This is a genomic window from Streptomyces sp. NPDC029159, from assembly GCF_055564055.1.
Map to the genome: position 1 here is coordinate 584,862 of NZ_JBVHWT010000001.1, position 21,986 is coordinate 606,847.

The 21,986-nt window shown below is 70.1% G+C and carries 19 protein-coding genes; 9 read left to right on the forward strand and 10 right to left on the reverse strand.

The features are described from left to right. Window positions 1-162: 162 nt before the first annotated feature. The 3 genes from ACZ4U4_RS02650 to ACZ4U4_RS02660 all read right to left on the reverse strand — a co-directional run bounded on the left by ACZ4U4_RS02650 (window position 163) and on the right by ACZ4U4_RS02660 (window position 4,325). Window positions 163-1,299: a pyridoxal-phosphate-dependent aminotransferase family protein gene (locus ACZ4U4_RS02650; RefSeq protein ID WP_467868524.1), complete on the reverse strand. Its 1,137-nt coding sequence runs from the start codon at window positions 1,297-1,299 to the stop codon at window positions 163-165. A 154-nt stretch (window positions 1,300-1,453) separates the two neighbouring features. Beyond that, window positions 1,454-2,947, reverse strand: coding sequence for a serine hydrolase domain-containing protein (locus tag ACZ4U4_RS02655; RefSeq protein WP_467868526.1), 1,494 nt, complete (start codon window positions 2,945-2,947; stop codon window positions 1,454-1,456). A 181-nt stretch (window positions 2,948-3,128) separates the two neighbouring features. Then, window positions 3,129-4,325, reverse strand: a complete 1,197-nt coding sequence (locus ACZ4U4_RS02660) for an MFS transporter (RefSeq protein ID WP_467868527.1) — start codon at window positions 4,323-4,325, stop codon at window positions 3,129-3,131. A 195-nt stretch (window positions 4,326-4,520) separates the two neighbouring features. Between ACZ4U4_RS02660 and ACZ4U4_RS02665 the strand changes: the two genes are divergently transcribed. Continuing rightward, window positions 4,521-4,865: an ArsR/SmtB family transcription factor gene (locus ACZ4U4_RS02665; protein ID WP_467868529.1), complete on the forward strand. Its 345-nt coding sequence runs from the start codon at window positions 4,521-4,523 to the stop codon at window positions 4,863-4,865. Window positions 4,866-4,958: 93 nt separating this feature from the next. Here the strand turns inward: ACZ4U4_RS02665 and dnaB are convergent, their stop codons facing one another. Further along, entirely contained in the window at window positions 4,959-6,416 is a 1,458-nt protein-coding gene (dnaB, locus tag ACZ4U4_RS02670) for a replicative DNA helicase (RefSeq protein WP_467868931.1), read from the reverse strand. Between the two features lie 477 nt (window positions 6,417-6,893). Between dnaB and ACZ4U4_RS02675 the strand changes: the two genes are divergently transcribed. Beyond that, complete coding sequence (locus ACZ4U4_RS02675; protein WP_467868531.1) at window positions 6,894-8,231, forward strand: MATE family efflux transporter; 1,338 nt, start codon at window positions 6,894-6,896, stop codon at window positions 8,229-8,231. A 39-nt stretch (window positions 8,232-8,270) separates the two neighbouring features. Continuing rightward, window positions 8,271-9,131 (forward strand): trypsin-like serine peptidase, encoded by an 861-nt coding sequence (locus ACZ4U4_RS02680; RefSeq protein ID WP_467868533.1) that lies wholly within the window; start codon window positions 8,271-8,273, stop codon window positions 9,129-9,131. Window positions 9,132-9,201: 70 nt separating this feature from the next. Here the strand turns inward: ACZ4U4_RS02680 and rplI are convergent, their stop codons facing one another. The 4 genes from rplI to rpsF form a co-directional block, all read right to left on the reverse strand. Then, complete coding sequence (gene rplI / locus ACZ4U4_RS02685) at window positions 9,202-9,648, reverse strand: 50S ribosomal protein L9 (protein ID WP_467868535.1); 447 nt, start codon at window positions 9,646-9,648, stop codon at window positions 9,202-9,204. Window positions 9,649-9,666: 18 nt separating this feature from the next. Then, on the reverse strand, window positions 9,667-9,903 hold the full coding sequence (rpsR, locus tag ACZ4U4_RS02690) for a 30S ribosomal protein S18 (protein WP_003978893.1): 237 nt from the start codon (window positions 9,901-9,903) through the stop codon (window positions 9,667-9,669). A 103-nt stretch (window positions 9,904-10,006) separates the two neighbouring features. Further along, entirely contained in the window at window positions 10,007-10,603 is a 597-nt protein-coding gene (locus tag ACZ4U4_RS02695; protein WP_399088375.1) for a single-stranded DNA-binding protein, read from the reverse strand. Between the two features lie 81 nt (window positions 10,604-10,684). Beyond that, window positions 10,685-10,975, reverse strand: a complete 291-nt coding sequence (gene rpsF, locus ACZ4U4_RS02700) for a 30S ribosomal protein S6 (protein WP_003978891.1) — start codon at window positions 10,973-10,975, stop codon at window positions 10,685-10,687. Between the two features lie 228 nt (window positions 10,976-11,203). On the opposite strand from rpsF, the gene ACZ4U4_RS02705 reads away from it, so the two are divergent. From ACZ4U4_RS02705 to ACZ4U4_RS02715, 3 genes are all read left to right on the forward strand, one after another. Further along, on the forward strand, window positions 11,204-11,518 hold the full coding sequence (locus ACZ4U4_RS02705; protein WP_030285634.1) for a hypothetical protein: 315 nt from the start codon (window positions 11,204-11,206) through the stop codon (window positions 11,516-11,518). A 197-nt stretch (window positions 11,519-11,715) separates the two neighbouring features. Continuing rightward, window positions 11,716-12,834, forward strand: coding sequence for a lipid II:glycine glycyltransferase FemX (locus tag ACZ4U4_RS02710; RefSeq protein WP_467868538.1), 1,119 nt, complete (start codon window positions 11,716-11,718; stop codon window positions 12,832-12,834). A 57-nt stretch (window positions 12,835-12,891) separates the two neighbouring features. Then, entirely contained in the window at window positions 12,892-13,923 is a 1,032-nt protein-coding gene (locus ACZ4U4_RS02715) for an alanine racemase (protein WP_345089327.1), read from the forward strand. Between the two features lie 79 nt (window positions 13,924-14,002). Here the strand turns inward: ACZ4U4_RS02715 and ACZ4U4_RS02720 are convergent, their stop codons facing one another. Both ACZ4U4_RS02720 and ACZ4U4_RS02725 read right to left on the reverse strand, forming a co-directional pair. Beyond that, window positions 14,003-15,481, reverse strand: coding sequence for a glycosyltransferase family 87 protein (locus tag ACZ4U4_RS02720; RefSeq protein WP_467868540.1), 1,479 nt, complete (start codon window positions 15,479-15,481; stop codon window positions 14,003-14,005). A gap of 153 nt (window positions 15,482-15,634) precedes the next feature. Beyond that, a complete protein-coding gene (locus ACZ4U4_RS02725; protein WP_467868542.1) occupies window positions 15,635-18,313 on the reverse strand; it encodes a transglycosylase domain-containing protein in 2,679 nt (892 codons plus the stop codon). 361 nt (window positions 18,314-18,674) lie between these two features. On the opposite strand from ACZ4U4_RS02725, the gene ACZ4U4_RS02730 reads away from it, so the two are divergent. From ACZ4U4_RS02730 to ACZ4U4_RS02740, 3 genes are all read left to right on the forward strand, one after another. Then, the gene (locus tag ACZ4U4_RS02730) at window positions 18,675-19,355 is read left to right on the forward strand and encodes a PadR family transcriptional regulator (protein ID WP_467868544.1); all 681 of its coding nucleotides are present in this window, start codon (window positions 18,675-18,677) and stop codon (window positions 19,353-19,355) included. Between the two features lie 46 nt (window positions 19,356-19,401). Then, window positions 19,402-20,484, forward strand: coding sequence for an inositol-3-phosphate synthase (locus ACZ4U4_RS02735; protein ID WP_467868546.1), 1,083 nt, complete (start codon window positions 19,402-19,404; stop codon window positions 20,482-20,484). Between the two features lie 78 nt (window positions 20,485-20,562). Further along, a complete protein-coding gene (locus ACZ4U4_RS02740) occupies window positions 20,563-21,843 on the forward strand; it encodes an MFS transporter (RefSeq protein ID WP_467868548.1) in 1,281 nt (426 codons plus the stop codon). The last annotated feature ends 143 nt before the right edge of the window (window positions 21,844-21,986 follow it).

Sequence of the window (21,986 nt, forward strand, 5' to 3'; positions counted from 1 at the left end):
CCCCTCCCCACAACTTTCTTCCTGCAGGGGGGGGTTTCCCTCCCCCCCCCCCCCCCCCCCCCCACCAAAGGGGGGTGGTGCCTTTTTCCCAGGAAACCCCCCCCCCACCCCTCGGGGTTCATCACCGGCCGGCGCCTCGCAGGGAGGCACTGCCGCTCCGCGTCAGGCGGCGAGCGCCTCGCGCCATGCGGACTCGGCAGCCTCGGTCGCCGCCGTGGCGTCGGCCGTCACGCCATGGGCCTCCAGCCCGGCGGCCAGCGCCGCCAGCGAGGACTGCACCACGGAGAGATCAGCGGCCCGGCCGTAGTGGTTCACCCGGATCATCTCCGTGGCGAGCGCCCCCGCCGCAGCCTGGACCGGGACAGTGCCGTCGGCCGTCAGCGCAGCCTCTACCACCTCGCGGGCGTCCAGCCCGTCCGGCGTCCGGAGGGTGGTCGCCGCCGGGGCCGCGTCCTCGTCGCGGGTCACGTACGGGGTGAGCCCGCCCAGCGCCCGGATGCCCGCCCGGGTGGCGGCCGACGCCGCGCGGTGCCGGGCGATGGCCGTGTCCAGCGTCTCGGCGTCGACGCGGTCGACGGCCTGCTCCAGGGCGAGCATCTCCAGCTGGGCCGGGGCGTGCGGGAGTGCGGTACGGCCACCGTCGATCCAGCGGTGCTTCCAGTCCAGCAGCGAAAGGTACGAGCGCCGGGGCGCCTGCGGATTGGCCTCGATCTGCCCCCAGGCGCGGGCGCTGACCGACACCGCGGAGACGCCCGCCGGGCCCGCCAGCGCCTTCTGCCCGCCGATCACGCAGAGGTCCACGCCCCACTCGTCGGTGAGCAGCGGCTCGGCGCCCACCGAGGCCACCGCGTCCAGCATCAGCAGCGCGCCGTGCTCCCGCACCACGGCGCCGATCTCCGCCACCGGGTTGGTGTTGCCGGTCGCCGCCTCCGCATGCACCAGGCTGACGAAAGTGATCTCCGGGTGCTCCCGCAGCGCCTCCGCGACCTGCTCCGGGGTGACCGCTCCGGTGAACGGTGCGCTCACTGTCACCACCTCGGCGCCGCAGGACCGCAGCCAGCCGCCGAAGGTCTCGCCGTACGGGCCGGTGATGATGTTGAGCGCCGTGCTCCCGGGCCGTACCGCCGAGCGGATGCACGCCTCCAGCGGCAGCAGCGCCTCCCCCTGCGTCGCCACGACATCGCAGCGGGTCCGCATCAGCGCGGCGACCTTGTCCTCGATCCGCGCGAAGCGGGCCGCGTCGAGCGGCGGCAGATCCAGCAGAACCGGGGCTTCGGCATTCGCAGTCACGGCAGTCACAGTGGCCTTCCAGCGGTAGCGAGCCGCACGGTGGCGCGGCTCCTGACGTCTCGCTCGACTGTACGTCCGGGCCTGCCACCCCCGCCGTACGGGCCCGAGACACCTGATGGTGGCCCGCACAGGCGACCTGTGCGGGTCCCACAACCGGCAGGAGTCAGACCCGCCAGCCCTCCGGATCCACACCGCCCGGCACCGGTGCCTGCGGTGCGTACGGGCCCCGGGTGAGGACGAATGTTCCCAGGTCGAGATGGCTGACGGACCCGTCGGCGTCGCGCACCACGCGGAGCGTCTCGCCCGCGTAGTAGCCATCGAGGCCGGTCCAGGTGCCGTCCGGTTTCACGTGAAACCGTGAGGCGCGGCCGGTGCCGGAGAGAGGTGACAGCTCCAGCCACCGCGCCTCGCGCAGCCGCAGTGCGAACGGGTTCGCGCCCCAGTACCAGGGGCCGGTGAGCGCCAGCAGCTCCTCGTCCAGCGGTCCCGACAGTGGCCGCCACGGCTCCGGGATGCGCGGTTCGCGGTCGGCCACGGTCTCCAGCAGACCGGTGGCGATCCCGGAGATGGAGGGCCCGTGTGTGCAGTTGGCCAGCGCGATGGCGGCGAGGTCCTGGTCAGGGTCGCACCACAGCGAGGCGAGGAAGCCGGGCATCGACCCGTTGTGCCCGGCCGACAGCCGCCCGCCCGGCGCCTGCGCCGTCCCGTCCGGCGCCGTACGAGGGCTCGTCCGCGCCAGTTGCAGGCCCAGGCCGTACCCCGCGTCCCAGCCGTCGCCCTCCGGCGGCACCGCGGGGACCCGCATCTCCGCGAGGCTCGCCGCGGACAGCACCCGTTCGTCACCGCGCAGCAGGAACGCCGCCCACCGGCACAGATCCTCCACCGTGGACCACAGCTGACCTGCCGGGCCCATCAGCCCCGTGTCGTGCGCCGGTTCCGGCAGCAGCGCGTCGGCCCACGGGTGCACCGCCCAACCCCGCGCGTGCGGCTCCCGGGGCCGCGTCGTCGTCTCCTTCATGCCGAGCGGCTCCAGCACCTCCGCGCGCAGCACGTCGTCCCAGGAGCGGCCGTCCCGGTGCCGTTCGACGAGCGCGCCCAGCAGCGCGTAGCCGAGGTTCGAGTAGTGGTGGCGGACACCGGCCGGCAGGCGCTGCGGACGGTCGCCGAAGAGGTCCGCGGGCTCCGGACGCAGCGTGCCCGCGGTCCGTTCCCACCAGGGGCCGCGCGGCTCGGCGGCGAGCCCGGACCGGTGCGCCAGCAGCTGCCCGATCGTCGCGTCGGGCGCCTCGGTCCCGTCGAGATGACGCCCCAACGGATCGTCCAGCCGGAGTACGCCCTCGTCGCGCAGCCGCAGCACCAGCACCGCGACGAAGGTCTTCGTGAGCGAGCCGATGCGGTACTGCACGGTGCCGTACGACGCGGGCGGATCCGCCGCCCGCACCCCGCTCCACACCATGCGGCCACCCCGCACCACCGCCCCGACCACGGACGGCGCCCGCCCCTCCCGCTGCCCGACCGCGAGCCGGTACGCCAACTCCCGCCGGGTCTCCGGCAACAGCCCGGCGAATTCCTCGTCCCCGGGAAGGGCCGCTACGGCCCCGCCTCCCGACACACGGACGGACTCAGGACCCGAACCCTCGGACGGCACGGTGGACATGCTCCTCCTCGACAGCGGCCAACCGGCGGACCCGGCCCGGCCCGCCGCCGCGTCCACTCTTCCTCACCGGGGCGCACCGGGACACCCGGTCCGCGTCGTCCACGGCGCTTCGGTCGGCCATGGCCTGGCGGAGAAGGGCGGTGAGCACCTCATGCGCAGCGGGAGTCCCGGTGACCGGGTGTCAGTCTCCGGCGGTGCCGGATGCCGGTGGGACGGTGGCCGGGGCGCGGTGACGTGCTCGGACGCGAACGGCCAGCACCGTCATACAGAGGAGAGCGACCGCGGCGGCAAAGTACTGCACCGCGGCAAGAAGTCCGGCGACGGTGGCGAGGAAACCGACTCCGATGACGGGCAGGCCGACCCCGAGGTAGATGATCACGTAGAAGCTGGACAGCACCTCGGCCTGACGGTGGGGCGGAGCTGCCTGGCTGACGGCGGTGAGGCCGCCGAGGAACGCCCACCCCTGGCCGACACCGGCGACCACCGTCGCGGTGATCAGCAGCGCCGACGAGGCCAGGGCGCCCGCGAGAGCGAGCAGCACCAGGCCGGTGGCCAGCAGCGGAAGGCCGAGCAGCTCCAGGGTCCGGGCCGGCCGGCCGTAGCCGACGAGTTGGGCGAGGGCGGAGCAGATCAGCATCAGGGCCACGGCCGCGCCGCCCCACAGGAGGTTGCTGCTGCCCGACAGGGTGGTCACGTAGGTGGGGATGAGGGTCAGGAACAGCCCGATCACGGCGAACGCGAGGAAGCCGGCGGTCCCGCTGGTGGCGAAGGTGGCCCGCATCGCGGCGGGGATCCCGGGGCGGCGGGGCCGCCGGCGGGCCGTGGAACGGGTCACCGGCAGCGCGATGATCACTGCTGCCGCCGGTACCAACAGCACGACCTCCACCGCGAACGGCAGCACATACGGCGCCGGGGCGTACTGGGCGAGGAGACCGGCGAGCACCGGACCCAGGCCGAGGCCGGCCACGGAGGCGAGGGTGGACACCAGCGCCGCCTTGCGCCGGTTGCCGCCCGGTTCCAGTTCCGTCAGCGCTGCGGTCAACGACCCCGAGGCCGCACCGAGCGCTACACCCTGCAGAATGCGCGCCGCGAAAAGCCACCCCGTATCCGCCGCGAAGGCGAAGACCACCGACCCCAGGGCGGCCAGGGCCACCGCCGGCAGCAGCACCTTCCGGCGTCCGATCGCATCCGACAGCGGGCCTGCCACCAGCAGGGAAGGGATCAGTGTGACGACGTACGCCGCGAAGATCAGCGTGACGACGAGCGGTGAGAAGCCGAACCGCGCCGCATAGCCCCGGTACAGCGGGGTGGGCAGGGTCGCGCCGGCGAGCAGGATCAACAGTGCATAGGCCGCACCCCAGAACCGCCACCTGCCCATCGGCCCGGGACCCGTGTCCTGCTCTGTACGCGGTAACCCCGAGGGCTCGGCCCTGCGGTCGCGGCGCGGTGGCCGGCAGCGGTGCTCGGCGGAAAGTCGATCGAGCGGCATGCGTTCCTCCACAACCTCATGTTCGAGTAGCGCGAACATAACAGATGTTCGCCACCCCCGAACATGTTTGGTTATGCTGCGGACATGGCCAGCCGTACCGCGACGAAGCTCGTGCACCCCGACCGCGCCCACCTGCGGTTCACCACCGTCCTGGCAGCGCTGAGCGACCCGGTCCGGCTGGCGATCGTCGCCCGGCTCGCGGATGCCGGGCCCAACGGCGAACTGGCCTGCACGACGTTCGCGCTACCGGTCAGCAAGTCCACCCAGAGCGGCCACTTCAAGGCGCTTCGCGAAGCGGGCGTGATCCACCAACGGGACGAGGGGACCCGACGGCTGAACCGGCTGCGCCGGGACGATCTCGACGCTCGCTTCCCCGGCCTGCTCGATCTCGCCATCCCCCAAGGGCGGGCCGTGATCTCCGGTTGGTGACTACGCCGCTCAACGGTCCGCCGAGCCCTCAATGCCGACGGGGCCGCCGCAGTGGATGCGACGGCCCCGCCCGGTGACGGCTGATGGCAACGACTACGTCTGCGCCATATCCACAAACCGCGAGTAGTGCCCCTGGAACGCCACCGTGATCGTGGCCGTCGGGCCGTTACGGTGCTTGGCGACGATCAGGTCCGCCTCGCCGGCGCGGGGGGACTCCTTCTCGTAGGCGTCCTCGCGGTGCAGCAGGATGACCATGTCCGCGTCCTGCTCGATGGAGCCGGATTCACGCAGGTCGGAGACCATCGGCTTCTTGTCGGTGCGCTGCTCGGGGCCACGGTTCAGCTGCGAGAGGGCGATGACCGGGAGCTCCAGCTCCTTGGCGAGCAGCTTCAGGTTTCGGGACATGTCCGAGACCTCCTGCTGGCGGCTCTCGGCGCGCTTGGAGCCGCCCGACTGCATCAGCTGGAGGTAGTCGATGACCACCAGCTTCAGTTCGTTGCGCTGCTTGAGGCGGCGGCACTTCGCGCGGATCTCCATCATGGAGAGGTTCGGCGAGTCGTCGATGTAGAGCGGCGCGGCGGACACGTCCGGCATCCGGCGGGCCAGCCGCGTCCAGTCCTCGTCGGTCATCGAACCGGACCGCATGTGGTGCAGCGCCACCCGCGCCTCGGCGGAGAGCAGACGCATCGCGATCTCGTTGCGCCCCATTTCCAGGGAGAAGATCACGCTCGGCAGATTGCTCTTGATCGAGCAGGCGCGGGCGAAGTCCAGCGCGAGGGTCGACTTACCCATGGCGGGACGCGCGGCGATGACGATCATCTGGCCCGGGTGCAGGCCGTTGGTGAGCGCATCGAGGTCGGTGAAGCCGGTGGGGACGCCGGTCATCTGGCCCTGGCGGGAGCCGATCGCCTCGATCTCGTCGAGCGCGCCCTCCATGATGTCGCCGAGCGGGAGGTAGTCCTCGCTGGTCCGCTGCTCGGTGACGGCGTAGATCTCCGCCTGGGCGCTGTTGACGATCTCGTCGACGTCGCCGTCCGCCGCGTATCCCATCTGCGTGATGCGGGTGCCGGCCTCGACCAGGCGGCGCAGCACCGCTCGCTCGTGGACGATCTCGGCGTAGTACTCCGCGTTGGCCGCCGTCGGGACGGACTGCACCAGGGTGTGCAGATAGGAGGCGCCGCCGACGCGGGCGATCTCGCCGCGCTTGGTCAGCTCCGCCGCGATGGTGATCGGGTCGGCCGGTTCGCCCTTGGCGTAGAGGTCGAGGATGGCCTGGTAGACCAGCTCATGGGCGGGGCGGTAGAAGTCCTCGCCCTTGAGGACCTCGACGACGTCGGCGATGGCGTCCTTGGACAGCAGCATGCCGCCGAGGACGGACTGCTCGGCGTCCAGGTCCTGCGGCGGGACGCGCTCGAAGCCGCCGGACCAGGAGCCGCCCTCCTCGTCGCGCTCGGAGCGGTCACCGCGGCCGCGGCCCTTGCTCTCGCCCCGGCGGAAGCGGCCGGCCGGCAGCCGGTCCCCCGGACCGGAGTCCGCCCAGGGGTCGTCCATGGGCTCTGCCACGCTCACCCCGGCACCTCCTCCCGTCCGCGGCGCGGACCTCGCCGTGCCTCTTCCTTCTTACGGCACGGCTCCGACAATTGAGACGCCCGACTCCGGTTACGGCGCGTCGAGTTCACTGGACACTCGGGCCGAAAACAGGTGGCGGGCGCCGGTCAACGGTAGGCCCGTACGCACCGTCCGCCAATCTGGTTATCCACAGGCGGTGTGGATGAGTGGCCCTCAGCTGTGGAGAACTCCCCCGTTCCTGTGCACGGCCTGGGGGAAACCACTGTGGACAAGCACACAATCAACCCGATCGCACCCCTGTGACCTGCGGATTCACCATCCATAGGCTGTGGGGGAGAAAAACTTCGACAACCTGTTCATGATCGACGCCTCAGACGCGCATCCCCTCACCCCGTCCAGCGAAAAGTAAGGATCACAATCGTCTTGCGTCTATTACCTGTGGAAGATTAGATTGTGCGCATGACACAGGCTCCCGCGACGCCACGGCGCTCCGCCCGCCGCCACGACCGCGAGATCATCGCACTCGCCCTGCCTGCCTTCGGCTCCCTCGTCGCGGAACCCCTGTTCGTGATGGTCGACAGCGCCGTCATCGGCCACCTCGGCACCCCGCAGCTCGCCGGTCTCGGCGTCGCCGCCGCGCTGCTGACCACCGCCGTCTCCGTCTTCGTCTTCCTCGCCTACGCCACCACCGCCGCGGTCGCCCGCCGGGTCGGCGCCGGCGACCTGCCCGCCGCCATACGGCAGGGCATGGACGGCATCTGGCTCGCCCTCCTCCTCGGCGCCGCCGTCATCGCCGCCGTCCTGCCGACCGCCCCCGCACTCGTCGAGCTGTTCGGCGCCTCCGGCACCGCCGCCCCGTACGCCACCACCTACCTGCGGATCAGCGCCCTCGGCATCCCCGCGATGCTCGTCGTGCTGGCCGCCACCGGCGTCCTCCGCGGCCTCCAGGACACCCGCACCCCGCTCTACGTCGCCATCGGCGGTTTCACGGCCAACGCCGCCCTCAACATCGGCCTGGTCTACGGCGCCGGGCTCGGCATCGCCGGCTCCGCCTGGGGCACGGTCATCGCCCAGTGCGCCATGGCCGCCGTCTACCTCGTCGTGGTGGTCCGCGGCGCCCGCCGGCACGGCGCCTCGCTGCGCCCCGACGCCGCCGGGATCCGGGCCAGTGCCCAGGCGGGCGTGCCCCTTCTCGTCCGCACCCTCTCGCTCCGCGCCGTACTCATGATCGCCACCGCGGTCGCCGCCCGGCTGGGCGACGCCGAGGTCGCCGCCCACCAGATCGTCCTCACCCTCTGGTCGCTGCTGGCCTTCGCCCTGGACGCCATCGCCATCGCCGGACAGGCCATCATCGGCCGCTACCTCGGCTCGGGCGACGAGGACGGCGCCAGGGCGGCCTGCCGCCGCATGGTGCAGTGGGGCATCGCCTCCGGCGTCGTCCTCGGCATCCTCGTCGTGGCCGCCCGGCCACTGTTCATCCCCCTCTTCACCAGCGATCCCGCGGTGCGCGGACCGCTGCTCACCACTCTTCTGGTCGTCGCTCTCACCCAGCCCGTCTCCGGCATCGTCTTCATCCTCGACGGCGTGCTGATGGGCGCCGGGGACGGGCCGTATCTGGCCTGGGCGATGCTGGTGACGCTCGCGCTGTTCGCCCCCGCGGCGCTGGCCGTCCCGGCGCTCGGCGGCGGGCTCACGGCACTGTGGTGGGCGATGGCCCTGATGATGACCGTCCGGATGCTCACCCTCTGGCTCCGGGCACGCTCCGGCCGGTGGATTGTGACCGGCGCCTTCCGCTGAACCACTACCGATCTTCGGAGCGTTGCCGATAATGACGGAGTGCGCCCGCTTGCCTGGAAATCGCTGCTCCCCCTGACGCTCGTGGTCATCGGGGCGGGCGTCCTCACGGGTTATGCGACCGAGGAGCCGCCATCGCCCCTCGCCGCGCCGAACGGCTTCGGGAAATCCGGCACCGGTGACGAGCCGCCCCAGGACCAGGACCCCGCGGCGACCGCCCCCGCATCGGACGGCAGCGCCTACACCCCGCGCCGTACGGAGGAGAACGCCCGGATCGGCGCGGTCTTCGAGAAGGACGACAGCGGCAACCACTTCTGCACCGCCAGCGTGGTGCAGAGCCCCGGGCGGAACATGCTGGTCACCGCCGCGCACTGCGCCTTCGACCCGGAGACCGGAAAGCCGGTCGACGATCTCGTCTTCGCCCCGGACTACCGCGACGGCGACGAACCCACCGGCCTGTGGAAGGTCCGGAAGATCTTCGTCGACCACCGCTGGTCCTCCTCCGACGACGAGGACCTCGACGTCGCCTTCCTCACCCTCGACGGCAAGGGCGGCAAGCAGATCCAGGACGTCCTCGGCGGCAACACCCTCGGCATAGACCGCGGCTTCGAGAACGAGGTCAAGGTCACCGGCTACCCCAGCAGCCGGGACACCCCGATCTCCTGCCAGAACCGCACCACGAAGTACAGCAGCACGCAGATGCGCATCCACTGCGACGACTTCGCGGGCGGCACCAGCGGCAGCCCCTGGCTCGCCGACTACGACCCCAAGAGCCAGACCGGCACGGTCATCGGCGTCCTCGGCGGCCACCTCGGCGGCGGGGACGAGGACGACGTCTCGTACGCCGCCTACTTCGACGAGGACATCGCCGCCCTCTACCGGCGCGCCCAGGCGGGCGACTGAGCCGCCCCGGACACGGCGAAGGGCCGCACCCCGTTCCCGGGATGCGGCCCTTCGGCATTTACTGCCCAGCTCAGGCGGCGACGACCTCAACGCCGACCTTCGCGGAGACCTCGGCGTGCAGACGCACGGAGATCTGGTGCGCGCCCAGGGTCTTGATCGGCGAACCGATCTCGACGCGGCGCTTGTCGATGTCCGGACCACCGGCAGCCTTGACCGCCGAGGCGATGTCGGCCGGGGTGACGGAACCGAACAGACGGCCGGCCTCGCCGGCGCGGACCGCGAGCTTCACCTTGACGCCCTCGAGCTGGCCCTTGACCTCGTTGGCCTGCTCGATCGTGGCGATCTCGCGGATCTTGCGACCGCGGCGGATCTGCTCGACGTCCTTCTCGCCGCCCTTGGTCCAGCGGATCGCGAAACCGCGCGGGACCAGGTAGTTGCGGGCGTACCCGTCCTTGACGTCAACGACGTCGCCGGCGGTGCCGAGGCCGGAGACCTCGTGGGTGAGGATGATCTTCATATCTCGGTCACCCTTCCCTTATCGCGCGGTGGACGTGTAGGGCAGCAGCGCCATCTCACGGCTGTTCTTCACGGCCGTGGCGACGTCGCGCTGGTGCTGGGTGCAGTTGCCGGTGACTCGGCGGGCACGGATCTTGCCGCGGTCGGAAATGAACTTCCGCAGCAGGTTCGTGTCCTTGTAGTCGACGTAGGAGATCTTCTCCTTGCAGAACACGCAAACCTTCTTCTTAGGCTTGCGAGCAGGCGGCTTCGCCATTGTCTCTCTCCAGTGAGTTCAAGAAGTTTGTGCTGACGCCCTGAGGCCGCGGGCCGGAATTCCGAGCCGTTTCACGTGAAACGTCGCGGACGGCCGCACGGACCTAGAAGGGCGGCTCGTCCGAGTAGCCGCCGCCGGAGCCACCGCCCCAGCCACCGCCGCCGCCACCCTGCTGGCCGCCGCCGGAGGGGCCGCCGGTCGCCCACGGGTCGTCGGCGGGAGCCCCGCCGCCGCCCTGCTGCTGGCCGCCGCCGGGGCCGCCGCCCCAGCCGCCGCCACCCTGGCCACCGCCCTGCGGACCGCCGCCGAAGCCGCCCCCGCCCTGGCCACCGCGGCCGCTGGTCTTGGTGACCTTGGCCGTGGCGTTGCGCAGGCTCGCGCCGACCTCGTCGACATCGAGCTCGTAGACCGTGCGCTTCACGCCCTCGCGGTCCTCGTACGACCGCTGCTTGAGACGGCCCTGCACGATCACGCGGGTGCCCCGCGTGAGGGACTCGGCGACGTTCTCCGCCGCCTGACGCCACACCGAGCAGGTCAGGAACAGGCTCTCGCCGTCCTTCCACTCATTGGTCTGACGGTCGAAGGTGCGGGGAGTGGACGCGACGCGGAACTTCGCGACCGCCGCACCGGACGGGGTGAAGCGCAGCTCGGGGTCGTCGACAAGATTGCCGACGACCGTGATGACGGTCTCGCCTGCCATTAGGGGAACCTCTCGGCGGGTGTGCTGCTGGCTGCTGGTGTTGCTGCTACTCGGACCCGGTTACCGCTGACGCCGAAGCGTTCAGTGGGTCTCGGGACGGAGGACCTTGGTCCGGAGGACCGACTCGTTCAGGTTCATCTGACGGTCGAGCTCCTTGACGACCGCAGGCTCGGCCTGCAGGTCGATGACCGAGTAGATGCCCTCGGGCTTCTTGTTGATCTCGTACGAGAGACGACGACGGCCCCAGGTGTCGACCTTCTCGACCTTTCCGTTGCCCTCACGGACGACGGAAAGGAAGTTCTCGATCAGGGGAGAGACAGCGCGCTCCTCCAGATCGGGGTCGAGGATGACCATCACCTCGTAGTGACGCATGTGGAACCCACCTCCTTTGGACTCAGCGGCCACGGTCGTTCCGTGGCAGGAGGGTCGTGATGCGTTCCGCGCCGGCCCTGCCGGGATATCCGGACAGAGATGGGCGCAGACCGTACAGCGTACCCGCTGCCACGCTTCCGGTTGAAATCCGACCGCGAAGCCCCGCAATCTGGAACACATCGGGTGTGAGCGGCGCGACACCGCGCCGCCTCTCATGGGAGGTGCCGCATGGCACAGGCAGTAAGGACCCAGCGCAACCGGCTCGCGTTCCTCAACAGCGACGGCAGGTCACATCCCGTCGAGAACACGCTGGCCACCGTCACCCTGGTGCTCGGCGCCATCGCCGTGTTCACCACCCTCGCGCCCGGCCTGCACCTGGTCAGCTCCTGGGTCGGCATCGTCGGCATCGCCACGGGGCTCTGGAGCCAGTTCGTCTCGTCCACGACCGGTGAGCGCTTCATGACGATCATCGGCCTCGGCGCCTCGGCCGTCGGCCTCTACATCGGCATCGCACACGGCGGCCCCTTCGGCGGCCTCTTCTGACCCCTCCGGACCGCTCCGCACCCGAGGCGGCGCCCACCGCGGGCGCCGCCTCCACCGTGGCCCGCGGCCCCCTCGCCGCCCGGCGGGGCGGGCGCGGACGCGGCTCCCGTACGCCTGAACGGGATGCTCCCCAGTAGGCTTCGGCGCGAGAGCCGGAGCCCCGACCCTGGGGACACACCTGCCGAGGAGCGCCCCGCATGAGCCTGACCCTGAGGACCATCAGCCGAGAGCAGCATCTGGCGTACATCCAGAATCTGCCCGCGGCGAGCCACATGCAGGTCCCGGCCTGGGCAGACGTCAAGTCCGAGTGGCGTTCGGAGAACCTCGGCTGGTTCGACACCAGCGGTGAGCTGGTCGGCGTGGGCCTGGTCCTCTACCGCCAGCTCCCCAAGATCAAGCGGTACCTCGCCTACCTGCCCGAGGGCCCGGTCATCAACTGGTACGCCCCGAACCTGGAGGACTGGCTCCAGCCCATGCTGGCGCACCTCAAGCAGCAGGGCGCGTTCACCGTGAAGATGGGCCCGCCGGTGATCATCCGTCGCTGGGACGCCCCCGCGATCAAGGCCGGTATCCAGGACCCGGACGTCAAGCGGCTGCGCGACGTCGAGGCGACACACATCGAGCCGCGCGCCTTCGAGGTCGCCGACCGGCTGCGCAAGATGGGCTGGCAGCAGGGCGAGGACGGCGGCGCCGGATTCGGTGACGTCCAGCCCCGCTACGTCTACCAGGTGCCGCTCGCCAACCGTTCGCTGGAAGAGGTCCACAAGGGCTTCAACCAGCTCTGGCGCCGCAACATCAAGAAGGCCGAGAAGGCCGGCGTCGAGGTCGTCCAGGGCGGCTACGAGGACCTGGCCGAGTGGCAGCGGCTCTACGAGATCACCGCGGAGCGCGACAAGTTCCGTCCGCGCCCGCTCGGCTACTTCCAGCGCATGTGGACGGCCCTCAACTCCGAGGACCCCAACCGCATGCGGCTCTACTTCGCCCGCCACAACGGCGTGAACCTCTCGGCCGCGACGATGCTGGTCGTCGGCGGACACGTCTGGTACTCCTACGGCGCCTCCGACAACATCGGCCGCGAGGTGCGCCCGTCCAACGCCATGCAGTGGCGGATGCTGCGGGACGCCTACGCGCTCGGCGCGACCGTGTACGACCTGCGCGGCATCAGCGACTCGCTGGACGAGAACGACCACCTCTTCGGTCTGATCCAGTTCAAGGTCGGCACCGGCGGTCAGGCGGCGGAGTACCTCGGCGAGTGGGACTTCCCGCTCAACAAGCTGCTCCACAAGGCGCTCGACATGTATATGTCGCGCCGCTGACCACCCTTGCGTACGTCCTTCCGACACCAAGCCACGAGAAAGGTCCCGGGCCCGGCCATGGCGCTCACCCTCTACGTCGACACCGCGCGCTGGCGGGCGCATCACCAGAGCGTTCTCCAGCAGTTCCCCGGGCTCGTCCCGGTCTGCAAGGGCAACGGCTACGGCTTCGGCCACGAACGCCTGGCGGACGAGGCCGCCCGCCTCGGGGCCGACATCCTCGCCGTGGGGACGACCTACGAAGCGGCCCGGATCAAGGACTTCTTCAGTGGTGACCTCCTCGTTCTGACACCGTTCCGCCACGGCGAGGAGCCGGTGCCGCTGCCCGACCGCGCGATCCGTTCGGTCTCCTCGGTCGAGGGGGTGGGCGGCCTGGTGGGCGCCCGCGTCGTCATCGAGGTCATGAGCAGCATGAAGCGGCACGGTGTCACGCCGGAGGACCTGCCCAAGCTGGCCGCCGCGATCGAGGACGTCCGGCTGGAGGGCTTCGCCATCCACCTGCCGCTGGACCGCACCGACGGCTCCGACGCCGTCGAGGAGGTCATCGGCTGGATGGACCGGCTGCGGGCCGCCCGCCTCCCGCTGCACACCATGTTCGTCAGCCATCTCAAGGCGGAGGAGCTGGCCCGTCTGCAGCAGCAGTTCCCGCAGACCCGCTTCCGCGCGCGCATCGGCACCCGGCTCTGGCTCGGCGACCACGAGGCCACCGAGTACCGCGGTTCGGTGCTCGACGTCACCCGCGTCGCCAAGGGCGAGCGTTTCGGCTACCGCCAGCAGAAGGCCGCGTCCGACGGCTATCTGGTGGTCGTGGCCGGCGGTACCTCGCACGGCGTCGGCCTGGAGTCGCCCAAGGCGCTGCACGGTGTGATGCCGCGGGCCAAGGGTGTGGCACGGGCCGGTCTGGCGACGGTCAACCGCAACCTCGCCCCGTACGTCTGGTCCGGCAAGCAGCGCTGGTTCGCGGAGCCGCCGCACATGCAGGTGTCGATCCTCTTCGTCCCGAGCGACGCGCCCGCGCCGCAGGTCGGCGAGGAGCTGGTGGCGCATCTGCGGCACACCACGACGCAGTTCGACCGGATCGTCGACCGCTGACCTGGGCCCACGGCCCGTACGACGAAGGCCCGGCACCGCGGCACTCCCGCGGCGCCGGGCCTTCGCCCGTCCCGGACGGTCACTCCCGTACGGCGCCCCAGCGCACCCGTGGGGCGGCCTCGAAGTGCACGGCGGGGCGGGGGAGCGGGGGCCGGCCCAGGACGAAGACGTCGGACGCCCGGTCGAGGACGCCGCCGGACGGGTCGTCCTCGCCGTCCCGGCGGACCACGTCACGCTCCGGCAGCAGCACATCGCGGACGACGACGGCGCAGAGGTAGAGCGTGCCCAGCAGATGCACCAGGATCGCCAACTGGTAGCCCTCCGGCGGCAGGCCCTGGTGCTTGTCGCCGCTGCCCGTGTAGGCGAGGTACATCCAGATCCCCAGGTAGTAGAGGACCTCGCACCCCTGCCAGATCAGGAAGTCCCGCCACCGCGGCCGGGCCAGCGCCGCCAGCGGGATCAGCCACAGCACGTACTGCGGGGAGTACACCTTGTTTGTCAGGATGAAGAGCGCGACGACGAGGAAGGCGAGCTGGGCGAAGCGCGGCCGGCGCGGCGCGTAGAGGGTGAGCAGGGCCAGGCCGCCGCAGCCGAGGAGCATCAGCAGCGTGGCGTAGAGGTTGGCGTTCTCCAGCGGGTTGCCGGTGCGCTGGGAGATCAGCAGCCATACGGAGCCGAAGTCGATCGGCCGCTCCTGGCTGAAGGTGTAGAACTTCGCCCACCCCTCGCGGAGGTGGAAGCCGCTGGCGTCGTACGCGAACATCACCGGGAGGTTCACCACGAGCCAGGAGGCCGCGGCGCCGGTCAGACACCGCCCGTAGGCGCGCCAGGTACCGGCCCGCCAGCAGAGCATCAGCAGGGGGCCCAGGAGGAGGACGGGGTAGAGCTTGGCGGCGGTCGCCAGCCCGATGAGCACTCCGGCGCGGAGCGGGTGGCTGCGGGACCACAGGAGCATGCCCGCGGCGGTGAGCGCGACGGCGAGCAGGTCCCAGTTGATCGTGGCGGTCAGCGCCAGCGCGGGCGCCAGCGCGACGAGCAGCCCGTCCCAGGGGCGGTTGCGGTGCGTACGGGCCACGCAGACGACGAGGACGGCGGCGCAGACCATCAGCATCCCGGCGTTGACCAGCCAGTAGATCTGCTCGCGCTGGACGATGTCGCCGCCGTTCGGGGTCATCCAGGAGGCGACCTCCATGAACAGTCCGGTCAGGACGGGGTACTCCAGGTACTCCATGTCGCCGGGCAGGCGGTCGAAGTAGGGGATGAGCCCGTCGGCGAAGCCGCGCCCGGAGAAGAGGTGGGGGATGTCGGAGTAGCAGGCGTGGACGTACTGCGTGGTGGCGCCGAAGAACCAGCCGCCGTTGTAGCAGGGGAGCTTCTGCACCATCCCGAGCGCGAACATGCCGAGGGCGACGAGCACGATCACCCGGACGGGGGTGAGCCGGCTGGTACCGGGCAGCGCCCGGCGGCCGAGCGGGCCACCGAGCAGCTCGCTGCCGGCTGCCGCGACCTCGTCCCGCTGTGTGGGCCGTACGGACTCGTCCCCGCGCACGCTCGTCATGGCCCCATCCTGCCGCACGCCCCTGTGCGGAACGCGGCGAAGCCCCCGCCCGGTCGAGCCGGGGCGGGGGCTTCGTGAGGCGCTGTTTCACGTGAAACAGCCGTGGGTTCGGCTGCCGAGGCGGCGCGCCGTTTCACGTGAAACGGAGGTGGATCAGGGCTTCCCCCCGCTGGGTCCTCCGAGCCAGCCGCCGGGGCCGCCGCCGCCCGTCGGATCCGGCGACTGGGTGTCGCCACCGGTGTCGCCGCCCGGGCCACCGCCAGGACCGCCACCGGGGCCACCGCCGGGACCGCCGCCAGGACCGCCACCGGCACCGCCGTCGTTCTGGCAACCGATGTCCCAGTCGGCACACGTCTCCGTGGCCGTGGGCGTCGGCGAGTGGGTCGGCGTCTCGGAGTGCGAAGGCTTCTCCGAGGGCGTCTCGGACGGCTTCTCCGAGGGCGTGATGGTCGGCGTCGGAGACGGCATGCCCGCCTCGTCGAAACGCTGGCCGATGGGCGTGGCCGCCGGGAAGTCCTCCACCGGCGTGCCCTCCAGCGCCTGGATCATGTACTGCGTCCAGACCTCTGTGGGCAGCGCGCCACCGTGGATCGAGTCGAAGCCACCGACGCCCTTCATGGAGAGCTGGCGGGGGTTCTTCGGGTCCTCACGAAACATCGAGATCGCGGTCGACAGCTGCGGGGTGTACCCCACGAACCATGCCGACTTGTTCTCGTCGGTGGTACCGGTCTTGCCCGCCGCGGGACGGCCCAGCTTCGTCGCCTCCGCCTTGGCCGTACCGTTCGTGATGACGTTCTCCAGCACCTTGGTGACGTTGTTGGCGATGTCCGGGTCGATCGTCGACTCCTTCGTGGGTGCCTCGATACCGTCCACCGCCTCTCCGTGGTGCTTCACCTCGGTGACCGAGTACGGCTCCACCTTGGTGCCCGACTTCGCGAACGTCGCATAGGCGTTGGCCATGCGGATCGCGCTCGGCGTAGAGGTGCCGAGGGCGAACGAGGGGTTGAGGTACTTGTCGAAGCTCGCGTCCGCGATGCCCGCGGCCCGCGCCATGTCCCGCACCTTGCTCATCCCGACGTCCATGCCGAGCTGCACGAACGGGGTGTTGACCGACTGCTCCATCGCCTTGTTGAGGCTGATGTAGCCCCAGGGATGGTTGCTCTCGTTTACCTGGTAGAAGGGCGAGTTGTCCTTCGACAGGTAGTCGGTGCCGTCGGCGTTCTTCACCTTGAGGTGGTCGTTGCCGTTGTAGCGGCTCTCCGGTGACAGCGGTTGGCCGTTGCTGTGCTGTGTCCCGTACTTCATCGCCGCCGCGAGGACGAACGGCTTCCAGGTCGAGCCGACCGGCACACCGAAGGTGTCGGCGTTGTTGCTGAAGTGGCCCTTGTCGTAGCCCTCACCGCCGTATATCGCGACGATCTTGCCGGTCCCCGGCTCCACCGAGGCGCCACCGAACTGGACGTACTTGTCCTTCTCCCGCTTCTCCGGGTTGATGTAGCGCTTGTCGACCTTCTTGACCGAGTTGGCCAGCGCGGTGACCTTCTTCCTGTCGAAGGTCGTGTAGATCTGGTAGCCGCCCTTGTCGAACGCCGCCTGGCTGAGGTGGGTGTTCTTGAGGACGTACTTCTTGGCCGTGTCCATCAGGTAGCCGATCTGGCCGTTCTGGCTGGCCGACGACTTCTGCTGCTTCGGCATGGGGAACTTCGTGTACTTGGCCCGCTCGCTCTTGGACATCAGGCCCACCTGGACCTCACGGTCGAGCACCCACGACCAGCGCTCCTTGGCCCGCCTGGTGTTCTCCTGGGGGCTGGCGTGCGGAACCGAACCGCCCGCGGGGTCGTAGAGCTCGGGACCCTTGAGCACCGACACCAGCAGGGCGGCCTCGTCCGGCTTCAGCTCGCGGGCGTCCTTGCCGTAGTACGACTGGGCAGCCGCCTGGATGCCGTAGGAACTGCGTCCGAAGTAACTGGTGTTGAAGTACCCCTGGAGGATCTGGGGCTTCCCCACCTTCCAGCCGACCTTGATGGAGATGAACAGCTCTTTGAACTTACGGGTGAGCGTCTGGTCCTGGCTCAGCATGGCGTTCTTGACGTACTGCTGAGTGATCGTCGAACCGCTCTGGGTCTCCTCGCCCTTGGCCATCTTGACCAGGGCGCGGACGATGCCCATGGGGGCGACGCCGGAGTCGTCCCGGAACGACGCGTTCTCCGCGGCGATCGCCGCGTTCTGCATCGACATCGGGATGTCGCTGATCGGCACGATCTGCCGGTTGGTCTCGCCGTCGCGGGCCATGACGTCGCCGTTGGCCCAGTAGTAGATGTTGTTCTCCTGGCGGGCCGCGACGCTCTCCTTGGGCACCTCCACCAGCCACAGAGCGATGCCGGCGATCCCGACTATGACGCCGACGAAGGCGACACACAGCGTCGTGACCAACCGCCACGAGGGAACGAAGCGGCGCCACCCCTCGCGTCCGGCCCGCGGGTAGTCGATGAAGCGCTTCTTGGCAGGACCATTTCCACCACGGCCACGGCCGCCGCCCGCACCACCCGCGCCGCCCGCACCACCACCGCGACGACCCCTGCCACCGCCTCGTCCGCCACCGGCTCCCGCCGCGTCGTCCGCCCGCCGGCGACCGCCGCGTTGAGCTGCACGGCGCGCTTCCGCCCGCCCGCCCGGAGGCCGCTCCTGACCGTGCGCGGCGGAATGGGATGTGGAGCCGGAAGCAGCACCACGGGGCGCCGCGCGACGCCCCGTTGATTGCTGCGCGGCACGTCGGGCCGCGGCGCGACCGCCACCTTGCGGCTGTGGCGGTTTGCGACGGTGCTCGCTCATGGAACGGATACTCCTCGGGCAGGCGCGCTATCTCGTCGCCTGAAGGCGGTGGTTGTCTTCAGGTCCCCCCGATGCACGGCCCGTTCCTGACGCGCGGGCCGCACTACACCGAGCACGGGGACGCCAGTTATCGGCCCACGGTTCCCGGCAGTCTGCATGCCGCACAGACTACGCACGGCCAAAACCTGCCCACCGTCTAAATTCACTCCAAATCAGGCAGGTTGGACCCTATGAATCGGTGATGTGACGCCGTTCACCGCCCCCTTGCTTGTCCCGTCCCACATGGCGTTCTATCGTCTGGATGTATCGAGTCGATACATCAGCACGGCATAAAGAGCGCGCGAGGTCGAGGAGGCGGAGGATGAGCAGACGCTCCGGCGTCCTCGAATTCGCCGTTCTGGGCCTGCTGCGCGAGTCCCCGATGCACGGCTACGAGTTGCGCAAGCGGCTCAACACTTCACTCGGGGTTTTCCGTGCGTTCAGCTACGGCACCCTCTATCCCTGCCTCAAGGCGCTGGTCGCGAACGGCTGGCTCATGGAGGAGCCGGGCGGACCGCCCGCGGGCGCGCCCCCCACGGCTCTGACCGGACGCCGGGCGAAGATCGTCTACCGCTTGACCGGGGAGGGGAAGGAGCACTTCGAGGAGCTGCTCTCGCACTCCGGCCCGGACGCGTGGGAGGACGAACACTTCGGCGTCCGTTTCGCGTTCTTCGGCCAGACGTCGCGGGACGTCCGCATGCGCGTCCTGGAAGGACGCCGCAGCCGACTGGAGGAACGTCTCGAAAGGATGCGTACCTCCCTGGCCCGCAGCCGTGAACGGCTGGACGACTACACCCTCGAACTCCAGCGCCACGGCATGGAATCCGTGGAGCGCGAGGTCCGCTGGCTGAACGGACTCATCGAGAGCGAGCGCACCGGGCGCGATCGGCATACGCCCGGGACCGCTGAGCGGGACAAGCAGGATCGGTCAGGAGAGACGGACGGCCTGCCCCGGCACCGGGGTGGTTCCCGGCCGGATCCGTCCGATGACACCACCACATGAGGTCCTGTCCGGCAGGACCTCAGCGAGAACACAGGGAGCAACCGGAATGGGTTCGGTTCGCGTAGCCATCGTCGGCGTGGGCAACTGCGCCGCCTCGCTGGTACAGGGCGTCGAGTTCTACAAGGACGCCGATCCGGAGAGCCGTGTGCCCGGCCTCATGCATGTGCAGTTCGGCGACTACCACGTCCGGGACATCGAGTTCGTGGCCGCCTTCGACGTCGACGCCAAGAAGGTCGGCCTGGATCTCGCGGACGCCATCGGCGCCAGCGAGAACAACACCATCAAGATCTGCGACGTGCCGAACGCCGGTGTGACGGTCCAGCGCGGCCACACCCTCGACGGCCTGGGCAAGTACTACCGCATGACGATCGAGGAGTCGGAGCAGGCTCCGGTCGACATCGTCCAGGTCCTGAAGGACAAGCAGGTCGACGTCCTGGTCTGCTACCTCCCTGTCGGTTCCGAGGAGGCGGCGAAGTACTACGCGCAGTGCGCCATCGACGCCAAGGTCGCCTTCGTCAACGCCCTCCCGGTCTTCATCGCCGGTACCAAGGAGTGGGCGGACAAGTTCACCGAGGCCGGTGTCCCGATCGTCGGTGACGACATCAAGTCGCAGGTCGGTGCCACCATCACGCACCGTGTGATGGCCAAGCTCTTCGAGGACCGGGGCGTCATCCTGGACCGCACGATGCAGCTGAACGTCGGCGGCAACATGGACTTCAAGAACATGCTGGAGCGGGAGCGGCTGGAGTCCAAGAAGATCTCCAAGACGCAGGCCGTCACCTCGCAGATCAGGGACCGTGAGCTGGGCGAGGACAACGTCCACATCGGCCCCTCGGACTTCGTGGCCTGGCTCGACGACCGCAAGTGGGCATACGTCCGCCTCGAAGGCCGTGCGTTCGGCGACGTCCCGCTGAACCTCGAGTACAAGCTGGAGGTCTGGGACTCTCCGAACTCCGCTGGCGTCATCATCGACGCGCTCCGCGCCGCCAAGATCGCCAAGGACCGCGGCATCGGCGGTCCGGTGCTCTCCGCCTCCTCGTACTTCATGAAGTCGCCGCCCGTGCAGTACTTCGACGACGAGGCGCACGCGAACGTCGAGAAGTTCATCAAGGGCGAGGTCGAGCGCTGACGCTCCCCTCATCGCCACGCTCCGCGGGCCTCCGGGTATCTCTCCCGGGGGCCCGCGGGCTGTGTGAGGCTGTGCCTCATGTCTGCTGTGCGCGACCTCGCCGCCCTGCTCCGCCTGCGTGACTTCCGGTCCCTGCTCTCCGCACGGTTGCTCTCGCAGGCCGCCGACGGCGTCTTCCAGGTGGCGCTCGCGGCGTTCGTCGTCTTCTCCCCGGAGAAGCAGGCCACCCCCGCCGCCATCGCCGGTGCGATGGCCGTCCTGCTGCTGCCCTACTCGCTGCTGGGCCCGTTCACCGGCGTACTGCTGGACCGCTGGCGCCGGCGGCAGGTGCTGCTCCACGGAAATCTGCTGCGCGCGGCGCTCGCCACTCTCACCGCGGCGCTGGTGCTCCTGCCGACGATGCCTATCTGGCTCTTCTACGTCGCGGCGCTGTCCGTCACCGCGGTGAACCGCTTCGTCCTGGCCGGTCTCTCGGCCGCACTGCCCCGAGTCGTCGATGACGGACGGCAGTTGGTCGTCGCAAACTCCCTCACGCCCACGGCCGGGACGCTCGCCGCGACGGCCGGCGGCGGACTGGCGTTCGCGGTCCGGCTCCTCGGCCCCCACGCGGACGTCCTCACCATCCTCCTCAGCGCGGTCCTGTATCTGACGGCGTCACTCACCGCACTGCGGATGACGCCGGATCTGCTCGGCCCGGATGTCGTTCAGCGTCAACTGCGCGTGAAAGACGCTGTGTTGACGACCGCACGCGGCCTCATGGACGGGCTGCGCCACCTCGCCCGGCGGCGGGCTCCGGCGCACGCCCTGGCGGCGATGACCGCGGTCCGGTTCTGTTACGGCGCGCTGACCGTCATGGTGCTGATGCTCTGCCGCTACGCCTGGTCCTCCACACCGGCCGACGGCCTGGCCCTGCTGGGGCTGACGGTTGCCGTTTCGGGGGCGGGCTTCTTCGCCGCGGCGCTCATCACGCCATGGGCCATCTCCCGCGTCACCCTCTTCGGGTGGATCGCCTGCTGCGCCGCCCTCGGAGCCGTACTGGTACCGGCGCTGGGCCTGACGTTCACCCTGCGGCCGATGCTCGTCGCCGCGCTGGTGCTCGGGCTGAGTACCCAGGGAACGAAGATCGCGACGGACACGGTGGTGCAGGCGACGGTCGACGACGCCTATCGCGGCCGGGTGTTCGCCGTCTACGACGTGCTGTTCAACGTCGCGTTCGTCGGCGCCGCGGCGGTCGCCGCGCTCATACTGCCGCCGGACGGGCGCTCGGTCCCGCTCGTGATCGTGATCGCCTGCCTCTACGCGGCGACCGTCCTCGTGATGGCCCGCTCCGGACTACTGCGAATCCGCCCGTCCCTGTGAGTCTCCCCGGCAGCCGTACAGGCGGCCGTACGGATCCGCGCTCCAGCAAGCACACCGGCCGATGTTTCACGGGAAACATTCCTTCGGATGGGGTGCCATGTTTCCCGTGAAACGGTCCGTCGGGCCCGATGTTTCACGGGAAA

Excerpts from the sequence above, each read along its gene's own strand:
- rpsF (WP_003978891.1), bottom strand. The coding sequence starts at position 10,975 with ATGCGTCACTACGAGGTGATGGTCATCCTCGACCCCGATCTGGAGGAG.
- ACZ4U4_RS02730 (WP_467868544.1), top strand. The coding sequence starts at position 18,675 with ATGAGCAGACGCTCCGGCGTCCTCGAATTCGCCGTTCTGGGCCTGCTG.
- rpsR (WP_003978893.1), bottom strand. The coding sequence starts at position 9,903 with ATGGCGAAGCCGCCTGCTCGCAAGCCTAAGAAGAAGGTTTGCGTGTTC.
- ACZ4U4_RS02675 (WP_467868531.1), top strand. The coding sequence starts at position 6,894 with ATGACACAGGCTCCCGCGACGCCACGGCGCTCCGCCCGCCGCCACGAC.
- ACZ4U4_RS02720 (WP_467868540.1), bottom strand. The coding sequence starts at position 15,481 with ATGACGAGCGTGCGCGGGGACGAGTCCGTACGGCCCACACAGCGGGAC.
- dnaB (WP_467868931.1), bottom strand. The coding sequence starts at position 6,416 with ATGGACGACCCCTGGGCGGACTCCGGTCCGGGGGACCGGCTGCCGGCC.
- ACZ4U4_RS02740 (WP_467868548.1), top strand. The coding sequence starts at position 20,563 with ATGTCTGCTGTGCGCGACCTCGCCGCCCTGCTCCGCCTGCGTGACTTC.
- ACZ4U4_RS02725 (WP_467868542.1), bottom strand. The coding sequence starts at position 18,313 with ATGAGCGAGCACCGTCGCAAACCGCCACAGCCGCAAGGTGGCGGTCGC.
- ACZ4U4_RS02665 (WP_467868529.1), top strand. The coding sequence starts at position 4,521 with ATGGCCAGCCGTACCGCGACGAAGCTCGTGCACCCCGACCGCGCCCAC.
- ACZ4U4_RS02655 (WP_467868526.1), bottom strand. The coding sequence starts at position 2,947 with ATGTCCACCGTGCCGTCCGAGGGTTCGGGTCCTGAGTCCGTCCGTGTG.
- ACZ4U4_RS02710 (WP_467868538.1), top strand. The coding sequence starts at position 11,716 with ATGAGCCTGACCCTGAGGACCATCAGCCGAGAGCAGCATCTGGCGTAC.
- rplI (WP_467868535.1), bottom strand. The coding sequence starts at position 9,648 with ATGAAGATCATCCTCACCCACGAGGTCTCCGGCCTCGGCACCGCCGGC.
- ACZ4U4_RS02695 (WP_399088375.1), bottom strand. The coding sequence starts at position 10,603 with ATGGCAGGCGAGACCGTCATCACGGTCGTCGGCAATCTTGTCGACGAC.
- ACZ4U4_RS02660 (WP_467868527.1), bottom strand. The coding sequence starts at position 4,325 with ATGGGCAGGTGGCGGTTCTGGGGTGCGGCCTATGCACTGTTGATCCTG.
- ACZ4U4_RS02735 (WP_467868546.1), top strand. The coding sequence starts at position 19,402 with ATGGGTTCGGTTCGCGTAGCCATCGTCGGCGTGGGCAACTGCGCCGCC.
- ACZ4U4_RS02705 (WP_030285634.1), top strand. The coding sequence starts at position 11,204 with ATGGCACAGGCAGTAAGGACCCAGCGCAACCGGCTCGCGTTCCTCAAC.
- ACZ4U4_RS02715 (WP_345089327.1), top strand. The coding sequence starts at position 12,892 with ATGGCGCTCACCCTCTACGTCGACACCGCGCGCTGGCGGGCGCATCAC.